The 9129-nt window shown below is 67.2% G+C and carries 11 protein-coding genes; 3 read left to right on the top strand and 8 right to left on the bottom strand.

Features of this window, described 5'->3' with window-relative positions; translation table 11 throughout:
• Nucleotides 1-424: 424 nt before the first annotated feature.
• Both A6V29_RS05810 and A6V29_RS05805 read left to right on the top strand, forming a co-directional pair.
• A complete protein-coding gene (locus A6V29_RS05810) occupies nt 425-607 on the top strand; it encodes a Zn-dependent oxidoreductase (protein WP_137159432.1) in 183 nt (60 codons plus the stop codon).
• A 107-nt stretch (nt 608-714) separates the two neighbouring features.
• Nucleotides 715-1527: an exonuclease/endonuclease/phosphatase family protein gene (locus A6V29_RS05805; RefSeq protein WP_137159431.1), complete on the top strand. Its 813-nt coding sequence runs from the start codon at nt 715-717 to the stop codon at nt 1525-1527.
• Nucleotides 1528-1646: 119 nt separating this feature from the next.
• On the opposite strand, the gene A6V29_RS05800 is transcribed toward A6V29_RS05805, so the two are convergent.
• The 6 genes from A6V29_RS05800 to A6V29_RS05775 all read right to left on the bottom strand — a co-directional run bounded on the left by A6V29_RS05800 (nt 1647) and on the right by A6V29_RS05775 (nt 6619).
• Nucleotides 1647-1970, bottom strand: a complete 324-nt coding sequence (locus A6V29_RS05800) for a hypothetical protein (protein ID WP_137159430.1) — start codon at nt 1968-1970, stop codon at nt 1647-1649.
• A 269-nt stretch (nt 1971-2239) separates the two neighbouring features.
• Nucleotides 2240-3040, bottom strand: a complete 801-nt coding sequence (locus tag A6V29_RS05795; protein ID WP_137159429.1) for a DUF6602 domain-containing protein — start codon at nt 3038-3040, stop codon at nt 2240-2242.
• A 137-nt stretch (nt 3041-3177) separates the two neighbouring features.
• The gene (locus A6V29_RS05790; protein WP_170977711.1) at nt 3178-3741 is read right to left on the bottom strand and encodes a Mov34/MPN/PAD-1 family protein; all 564 of its coding nucleotides are present in this window, start codon (nt 3739-3741) and stop codon (nt 3178-3180) included.
• Entirely contained in the window at nt 3738-5036 is a 1299-nt protein-coding gene (locus A6V29_RS05785) for a HesA/MoeB/ThiF family protein (RefSeq protein ID WP_137159427.1), read from the bottom strand. Before A6V29_RS05785 ends, A6V29_RS05790 begins: the two co-directional genes overlap by 4 nt.
• A complete protein-coding gene (locus A6V29_RS05780; RefSeq protein ID WP_212719036.1) occupies nt 5023-5520 on the bottom strand; it encodes a ubiquitin-conjugating enzyme family protein in 498 nt (165 codons plus the stop codon). Before A6V29_RS05780 ends, A6V29_RS05785 begins: the two co-directional genes overlap by 14 nt.
• Before the next feature lie 148 nt (nt 5521-5668).
• Nucleotides 5669-6619, bottom strand: coding sequence for a hypothetical protein (locus tag A6V29_RS05775; RefSeq protein WP_212719034.1), 951 nt, complete (start codon nt 6617-6619; stop codon nt 5669-5671).
• Between the two features lie 370 nt (nt 6620-6989).
• On the opposite strand from A6V29_RS05775, the gene A6V29_RS05770 reads away from it, so the two are divergent.
• Nucleotides 6990-7961, top strand: coding sequence for a quinone oxidoreductase family protein (locus A6V29_RS05770; RefSeq protein WP_137159424.1), 972 nt, complete (start codon nt 6990-6992; stop codon nt 7959-7961).
• A gap of 18 nt (nt 7962-7979) precedes the next feature.
• Here A6V29_RS05770 and A6V29_RS21510 read toward each other — a convergent pair whose 3' ends face one another.
• The gene (locus A6V29_RS21510; RefSeq protein WP_249933048.1) at nt 7980-8420 is read right to left on the bottom strand and encodes an RNA polymerase sigma factor; all 441 of its coding nucleotides are present in this window, start codon (nt 8418-8420) and stop codon (nt 7980-7982) included.
• The gene (locus tag A6V29_RS21505; protein ID WP_249933047.1) at nt 8405-9124 is read right to left on the bottom strand and encodes an RNA polymerase sigma factor; all 720 of its coding nucleotides are present in this window, start codon (nt 9122-9124) and stop codon (nt 8405-8407) included. Before A6V29_RS21505 ends, A6V29_RS21510 begins: the two co-directional genes overlap by 16 nt.
• Nucleotides 9125-9129: the final 5 nt, after the last annotated feature.

Here is a 9129-nt window from a genome sequence, read left to right as displayed (position 1 = left end):
ACTGAACCCGGGGCGGGACACCTTCGCCCGGAGGTCCCCCTGCCGTCTCGGCCCGCTACGCCGTCAACAACGCTCGTGGTCACTACAACTAGGCGCCGCGACCACGGAAACCCGATCCCTGCACTCGTAGCAAAAACGGGTCGCGTTCGGCACGGGGTGCCTCGACCTCCCAGGGAGGTCGCCGTCGGCTTGGAGCAAGAGGGCCAACAACAGGAGCCTCAAGGGACTGAGCTGCCGCTGGAGTGGGAGTCGCCGTCCGCGAGTCTTTAGTGGCACGACGGTCCCCCTTCTATCGACTCCGGAAGTATGAGGCCATCGATGGCGTCCGTCGAGGCTCGCGCACCCGAGAAGGCTGGCCTCCCGAGGGCACGCCGCAGCCCCGGTGGCTCGAGGTTGCACCCCCGATGGGCGCTAGCCTCACGGCATGCGAGCCGTGCAGATCACCCGCTTCGGCGGCCCCGAGGTTCTCGACGTCGTCGACGTGCCCGATCCCGTCCCGGGGCCCGGTCAGCAGGTCTACGAGGTCAGCTCGGCGGGAGTTAACTTTGCCGACACGCACCACCGGCTGCTCGTCCCAGTCGTAGTCGAAACGCCCCTCCCCCGCTGATCCGATTAGCCCAAGGGGGCCTTAGGGGATCCAAGCCGAGCCGCAACGTGGCATCTGCGTCCTGCGCCCGCGTACAGCCATGACCCATTCGCGCCGATAGTCGTGGCGTGGTGGATGTACCGCCGGTCATCGGAAGCGAGGGTTCTTTGCGCGTCGGCACCTGGAACATGGAGAAGTACCCGCTCGCGCAGTCGGGCAAGGGGCCAGAAGCCGCGGACTTCCTCGCAGCCGCGCGCGCCGAGTTGTGGTTACTCACAGAAGTGAACGCGCGCTGGCAGACGCCCGGCCAGGATTTGGTGGCCTCGCCGCGCCGCACGTTAGGCGGTGCTCAGGAGAGATGGGCGGGGATTCAGACAGCCCTGCCCATGGTGCGACTGCTCGACGACGGCCGTACCCCGGCCGCCGCGGAAGAGTCACTCTGTCTGGCTCGCATCCAGATGCGGGCAGGAAGTTTCGCCACGACCGTGCTGACCGCATGCTCGGTCCTGCCTTGGGGAGGAGCGGGGGACTCCTGGCCTAACCTGCCGGCAACAGACCTCGACACCCAGGCCGAGTTCGTTCTTGATCACCACATCGAACGGATACGGTCGGCGCGCCGGCCTGGCGAACCGCTCATCTGGGGCGGGGATTTCAACCAGGCGCTGCGCAGGCCGAACCCAGAGCTTCAACGGGCGCACCACCGGACCTTTGGCACAGTCGCTGGCATCTCTCGACTAGAGACGGCTTTCGAGTCCCTCGAACTGCAAGTCCTGACGGCGTCCGCAGGCCACTGCATATCCGGTCGGGAAGCAATCGATCACCTGGCCGTCTCACGAGACATCTCCGCTATTGGGGACATCGAGGTGCTGCGCCCGCCAGCGAGGGCCGGGGGGCAGCGGCTCAGCGATCATGCCGCATATGTCGCCGACCTAGACCTCTGAACAGCCACACGCCAGAACCTGATATCCCACAGTGGGCCCGCTTTGGGACAGTCGGCGAGCGGGAAGCGGATGACGTCGCCGGGAATTTGGACCCGGCTGCAGCAGCGCGGCTGCGCTAGCTACTTTTGCTCCAAGAGTTCGAGGAATCTCGCATAGGCACTGTGATAGTCCTGAATCATTTTCTCGAAGGTGCGCGTTACCGCGAAACCCGCCTCGACCTCCTCGGTCCTCTCGATAAGCCCGAAGAAGTACTTTTCGCCGGTCCCAACTTTGATCATGCGGATGGCGTCGACATCTGGAAGGCGCGACGTTGCGACCGTACCCGATCCCGAGACGTTGTCGCCCGAGGTTTCAACGGAGAAGTCGCCCGATACTTCGGCGCCATGCCTGTTGTTGACGTACGCCATTGCCAAGTCGTGGGCGATCTGCTCATTGCTTATCATCGAGAGCCCTTCCAGTTTGAGTCCCGTGGCATGTCGCGCTTGTGCGCGCAGTCATCGTCGCCGGCCAACCGCCTTGCTCAAAGTGCCCGACGCGGCCTCCTAGCGCGGGTGTTCGTCCCAACACCCCCAGCATGACGGCCCAGAAGTCCTCGACATCGTCGACCTACCCGACTTTGCCCAAGGCCTAGTCAGCAGCCTCTGCGAGGTGAGTTCCGCGAGAGCCAACTGCCGACAGCCACCAGCGGCTCGACGGTCAACGTTTCGACTCCTCACCCGGATTCCGTGGAAAGCGAGTCGGGATTCGAGTTGATGTGCATTTCGTATTTGTCCACCTCGATTGCAAGCGCCGTGCCAAGTTCCCGCAGGCGGTCGAACAGGCGCATGGCGAAATAGATGAGCTGCGTGCCAGGCTCACTAAAGGCGATGTCCCCATCGCGATCGATGTCGAAGGCGAGCGCGTCGAGGGCGATACCGACATCGATGCGGTGATTATCGTCGAGTCCTGTAAGCGCCGTGACGGCCGCCTTTCCGGTGATATCGCTCCAGCCGCTGCGGACGGCGAGCAAGCCGCCGAGGATCGGCTTGTTCGCAGGGTCCTGTGGGTCGTAGTGCCCGCCCGCGTGCCGGATGCGGGCGCTGGTGCGGTGCAATGCCCGGACGCTGGCGATCTTATCACCGGCATACTCGGCAAGGGACTTATTGATTTCAGGCTTGACCTCAAACGCGGCGTAAATGCTTTCTGCGGGAACGAACAACACTCCAGCGGGAGTCCGGAACCATAGGGGTGCGTACTGGCGGTCGTAGACGGCGACGTCGATCTGCTGACTCTGGCGCCCGAGGCTGTCAACGGCGAAGACTGGACCGACGCCATAGCGGTTCGGAAGAAACTCGCTGAGCATGGCCGTCCAGTTGACCTCGCTGGCGTCGCCGATTGTCGTGCCATGAGCGGTGAACTCGACCGCTACCTGCAGGGCGGCCCGGAGGGCGTTCTGTTTAGCCAAGAAAGCCGCGCGAAGGTCGAACGGCTTAGTGAGACTGTCTTCAGCGGATGTGTCAGCGGGCTGGGTCACGAATCCTCCGATACGCGGGATTGCATTGAGACTTGAAGATGGATGCGGGGAAAGACGGTTGCGACTTGGACTCATCCCTATATCACTGGACAGGGTTTTGAGCTACTCGAAGAAGCCAAGCCGCGGCCGCCATTTTGCTATCGAGATTCACCGGGGCTTCCGTTCTGTACCACCCCTGGATGGGTGGATGGGTTCGTTGGCTGGTCGATGATCTGGAGCGTGGCAAAGACGGCTCCTCCCGAGTCGATGACCCAGGCAGCCAGGCGCGCCGGCTCAGCTTGCCGCGTCGCGACGATCAGGGTGATGAACTCGGTGAAGTCGAGATCCGGGTCAGCGAGTTGGCGGGCATACGAAGACATGTCGAAGTTGCTCGGAACCGCCTGCCCGCCTGGATGTGTGTGCCAGTCGCCGATCCACTGGGCTTGATGCTGGATCCAGGCACGGTCAGCAAAGGCCTGGGCATGAACACGGTCCCGGCTGAATCGATGCGTTCGGCGCACGGCCCGCGGTCCTGGATCTCCGGCCACCAGGATCGTGGGGATGCTGCCTGAGGTGCCCTCGTGGCCGAGGAGAATGCCGCCTGTTTCGAGACCGTCGCCGGCGGCGGCCTTCACCTCCCGACGAATGACGTCCAGCGCCTGCGTCGTGATGGCGACGAGCCGCTGACGGGCGCGGGGCGCGTCTACCTTGGGCCCGGTCAAGACGTCGTGCAGGTTGGGCAGTTCGGTCGCGGAGGCTGAATGCTTGACCACACCACGGCCCCGGCCCGCTTGACGTCATAAGGCGCCCCGAGGTCGCCGCCCGGGCGCAACCCGATGACGGCCTGGTCACCAGGAAGAATCTGGGTGTGGTCGCCGTGATGGGCCTCAAGGAGGGTTGCGACCGCGGTCTTGGCAGCAACCTCGCCCATGAGGTGGAGGTCGGGGGGGACGGCCGTCATGGGCCGGTGAGTGTGACCGGTCCCGTAGTCGAGTTCCTGATCCGCTTCAGGATCGATCGCACCGATGGACGCCAGGTACGCCCGGTGGCAGAGAAGACACCCGAACCTGGAACCCGGTCGTAAGCGCAGCACTTCGCCGATGGCTCCGTCGTCCAGCACGCAGGCCAGAATGGCGGGGATCCCCGCACGACGCGCGAGGTGACTGACGACGCGTCGTGGTGCCACTCCATCGGCGCAGCAGACGATGACGTCGACAGTCGCGGCTAAGGCTCGGATGACGTGCGCATCCAGCACCACATCGAGTCGGTGAGGTCGAATGTCGGCGTCCGGCCACGCGTGAGCGAGGCGTCGTTTCATGGCGTCGACCTTGAACGCACCGACGGATTCGGGTCCTAGGACATGGCGCACCATGTTGTGCCACAGGAACCGGTCGGGGTCGACAAGTTCGAGCCGGCCGACGCCGTAGGCGGCAAGCGCGTCAGTTGCGATGCCCCCGATGCTGCCGAGGCCCACGACCATCGTGGAGCGGTCCGCCAGATCCTGGACCGGCCATTGGTCTGCAAGTTGCCCAAGCCCGAAGGACTCTGGCTCGAGGTCAACATGCATGGGCCAGACGCCACTTCGGGTGATAAGCCAGCCCGCCAACTCGCGGCCCCCGACGCGTCGCCATTCCTCGTCGAGATCGGGATCGTGGGTGATGAGAAGCCCCGCCGAGGCGCCTGGGTCTTCGACCCCCGAGACAAGAGTCCGGAACTTTTCGAAAGCGATGCAAGTGCCGGGCCGCATGAGCAGATTGACGTGGAGTTGATTTATCTCCGGCGAGGGCTGACGCATCCATTGGCCTACTGGACCCCTCTCCCCCGCTTGCAGGACGCGATACTCGGAGGGAACAACAATCCCGACGCGGGTCTGCCTGAGGATCTCGACCTTGTCGACGATGTAAACGTTGTCTGCGGCGTTGTGGCGCATCCCGATCTCTCCGGAAGAGATCGGCGCATTCTTGATCTTCTCGGCGGCGTCCCTCGTGATGACGAGATACGGGTCAGTCGTCCGCATGCGGTTCCCCAGTCGCGGTCTCGCCAGCCTGGACGGGATCGAGGGCTGCCTCTGCGAGTCGTTCGGCCGTTTCGGTGATCAGCCCGTCCAGTGCCGCATCCGTGACGATGCCGTGCTCGGTCATCGACTCAATCGCTCCGGCTTTCAGCAACGCGTACTCGATCCGCCACCCGGCCGCCTTGAGCAGGAGGTCCGTGATGCTGGCCTCGGGCGCCCACATGCCGACGCGTTGAAGGAGACAGAGGCTGCCCCCTGGCGCCACGTGCCAGCGGTGCTGCGTGTGCTCGCTGATTTCGGGCTTCGGATCAACTGGGTAGATCCGTGGCGGGACCATTGGATGGGCCGCCTGATAGAGCATCACGAAGTTGAGGCCCGTTGGGACCAGGCCGGGGAGTCCCAAGGGCACCCGACGATCGAACGGCCAGGTAGGAAGCACACCGTGCCACGCTCCGTGATGCTCAGGCACTCCGTCAGCGTCGAGCATCGGTGCCGTGTAGACGAGGTCCGGGGCGAACGCCTGGACCTCGGCGACGTCTCGAGCAAGCCGAGTCGGTTCGGCATCAGGCCACAAGACGGGGGTCAGGGCTCCCAATGGTTCTCCCGTCGCGCGCTGTAGCCAGGACACCTGGTCGTCATCCCTGCGGGTTGTCCTTCACCGTGCGAGGTGCCGCGACGGTCTCGGTCCCAGCGGAAGCCGGGGGGCTCGGAAACGAGGAGCCAAAGACGTCGCCCCAGAGCTTGATGGCCTTCGCCTCGTTGTTGTTCACCTGAGCCGCGATCGCCGCACCAGCGTCATCGGCGGCGGACCTCAGACGATCCGCGAACAGGGCGTAGTCGAGATCGGGCTGGATCGGCCCGCACAGGTCCGCGGGATCGTCGATGGGCAGGCCCGCCTCGACGAGGGCTGCCGCCTTGACGAAGAACTCCTTGATCGCAACCGGTTGGGTCTTCCCAAGGGGCATGAGGTCGAGCGCAAGCACCTCCATGACAAGAGACTTGATCTTGACTCCCTGCTGCTCCGCAGCCCACGCCTTGACCATGCGGACGGATCCGGCGAACTTGTTCCAGGTGCTGTGCTGCTGCTTGACCGCGGCGATGAGGTACTCGGGATCGCACTCGATCCACTTCTCGCTGACAGCCTCCGGGACCAACAGATGTCCGTTGCGCTTCAGGGCAGGCATGGCGTCGACCGTGAACGCGTCTGGGTCGTCCGTGGGGTCGAGCCAGCACTTGACCGCGTGATTTCGCCACCGCGTGTACCGCACCCGCCCCGCCTCGTGCGTGCCGTTGCCGCCCAGCAGGGCGTTGACCCGCTGCTGCGTGTGATTGAGGGCGTCCTCCGCGGAGGAACCCGGAGAACCCCACTCGGGGTGCTCCTCGGCCTTGAAGACGATGATCGTGTCCACGTCGTGGATCGGGTCCTTCTGCGTCCCGCGAGCTAGGGAGCCGGAAGGGATCACCTTGTCGACGTCCTGCTCCCCGCCAAACGCCGCATTGAAGAGGTTCCGTCGTTCACGGGCGTCGGCGACCTGCTCGTCGCTGGCGTTGACAGTGGTCTGGAAGTCCTGAAACGCGCTGCTCACGTTCATGCTGCCCCCTTGGGTCTCGCCGTTGCGTCGAGCGTAGGCATCGTCACCGACAGTTCCGGGCGCCTGCGCGACCCCAGGGAGGTGTCCTCCGCTGACCAGGCGAGACGGACCCCCACCCGTCGCCCGTCGCCCGTCGCCCGTCGCCGCCAAGACGATCACGACGCGGGCCTTGACCCTCAGCCTCTCGCTCACGGAGCACCAGCCAGCACCACCACGTGCGGTTCCGCGAAGTCCGCGGCCCGGGCGAACGATTCATCGACGCTCGCCTCAGGAGTGGGCACCTGGCTCAAGGGCGTCGGCAAGTACCTGGAGCGGCGCCCGGCCGCATACCGCTGCGTTGGGGCCGTCCCTTAGCGTCCTCTGCATGCGTGCCGTGCAGATCACCCGCTTCGGCGGCCCAGAGGTCCTCGACATCGTTGACCTGCCCGACCCTGTTCCAGGGCCTGGTCAGCAGGTCTACGAGGTGAGCTCCGCAGGAGTTAACTTTGCCGACACCCACCAGATCGAGAACTCCTACCTGGCCGCCCAGCAGCTGCCGCTGATCCCGGGCGCCGAGTTCGTCGGCACCCCGGTCGGTGGCGGTCAGCGGGTCGTCGGGCTCCTCGACGGCGGCGGCTACGCCGAACGGGTCGCCGCCAACGACCGGCTCACCTGGGCGGTCCCGGACGGCGTCACCGACGAGCAGGCGCTCTCCCTGGTCCTGCAGGGCTCCACCGCCTGGCACCTGCTGCGCACCAGCGCGCACCTGGCCGAGGGCGAGTCCGTCGTCGTCATCGCCGGCGCCGGTGGCGTCGGCTCGATCGCCGTCCAGCTGGCCCGCCGCTGGGGTGCCGGCCGCGTCATCGCCACGGCCTCCAGCGCCGAGAAGCGTGGCCTGGCCGAGGAACTCGGCGCGCACGTCACCGTCGACCCGGCGCTCGCCGACGACGACCCCAAGCAGTTCGCCGCCGCGCTGCGCGAGGCCAACGGCGGCAAGCCCGTCGACGTCGTGCTCGAGATGACCGGCGGCAACGTCTTCTCCGGCTCGCTCTCCGCGCTGGCCCCCTTCGGCCGGCTGGTCACCTACGGCATGGCCGCCCGGCAGGAGACGCCGCCGGTGCCCCCCGGCCTGCTCATGGGGAAGAGCCGCGCCGTCATCGGGTTCTGGCTGGCGCACTGCATGGCCCGCCCCGACATGCTCGACGCCGCGATGACCGACCTGCTGGCCATGACCGCCGACGGTTCGCTGAAGCCGGTCGCCGGCGCCCGCTACCCGCTGTCCAACGTGCGCGACGCGCACCAGGACCTGCTCGCCCGCCGCACCACCGGCAAGCTCGTCCTCGACCCCACGAAGTGACCCGCGGGGCGGTCCGGCTCAGCCGCGGAGCTCCGCGTTGAGCCGGGCCGCCTGGCGGTTCAGGTGGTCCCGCTCGGGGAGGTTCGCCGCGGCCCGCGCGGCCTCGGCGTAGAGCCGGGCCGCCGTCGGCAGGTCGCCGTCCCGCTCGTGCAGGTACGCGGCGACAGCGGTGTACCGGGGCAGCCCGGGATCGAGCTCGGCGAGTGCGGCGAGCCCGGCCCGCGCGCCGTCGGCCTCCCCCACCGCCACCGCCCGGTTGAGCCGGTGCACCGGGCTGCCGGTGAGCCGGACCAGCTCGTCGTACCACTCGACGATCTGCACCCAGTCGGTCTCCGCCGCCGTGCGGGCGTCGGCGTGCAGCGCGGCGATCGCCGCCTGTGCCTGGTACTCCCGCAGCCGGTCGCGAGCCAGTGCGGCCTGGAGGATCTCGACGCCCTCCGCGATCAGGCGGTGTCCCACCGCGACCGGTCCTGCTGGGCCAGCGGCACCAGACCTCCGTCGGGCCGGGTCCGGGCCGCCCGCCGCGAGTGGTGCAGCAGCATCAGCGCGAGCAGGCCGCGCAGCTCCTCGTCGTCGATCCCGGCGGAGAGCTGGCGGGTCAGCCGGATCGCCTCCGCGGCGAGGTCGACGTCGCCGGAGTAGCCCTCGTTGAAGACGAGGTACAGCACCCGCAGCACCGTGCCGACGTCGCCCGGCCTGTCGAACCGCACGCCGGCCACCGTCTTCTTCGCCCGGCTGATCCGCTGCGCCATCGTGGCCTCGGGCACCAGGTAGGCCTGCGCGATCTGCCGCGTGGTCAGCCCGCCGACCGCCCGCAGCGTGAGCGCGACCGCCGATGCCGGGGTGAGCGTCGGGTGCGCGCAGAGGAAGTACAGCTGCAGGGTGTCGTCGCGCTCGCTGCCCGGCCCCGTCGTCGGCTCGACCTGGACGCGCTCCTCGCGCTGCCGGCGAGAGGTGTCGGCGCGGGCGGCGTCGAGGAACTTGCGCCAGGCCACGGTGGTCAGCCAGCTCTTCGGATCCCGCGGCGGGGCGGACGGCCACACCCGCAGCGCCTCGACCAGCGCCTCCTGGACGGCGTCCTCGGCCGCCGCGAAGTCAGCTCCGCGGCGGCCGAGGATCCCGATGACGGTGGGGGTCAGCGCACGGAGCAGCGCCTCGTCCACCGCCG

Source organism: Blastococcus sp. CCUG 61487, assembly GCF_005222955.1.
Taxonomy (GTDB): Bacteria; Actinomycetota; Actinomycetes; order Mycobacteriales; family Geodermatophilaceae; genus Blastococcus.
This window is presented reverse-complemented; position numbering and strand designations above follow the sequence as displayed.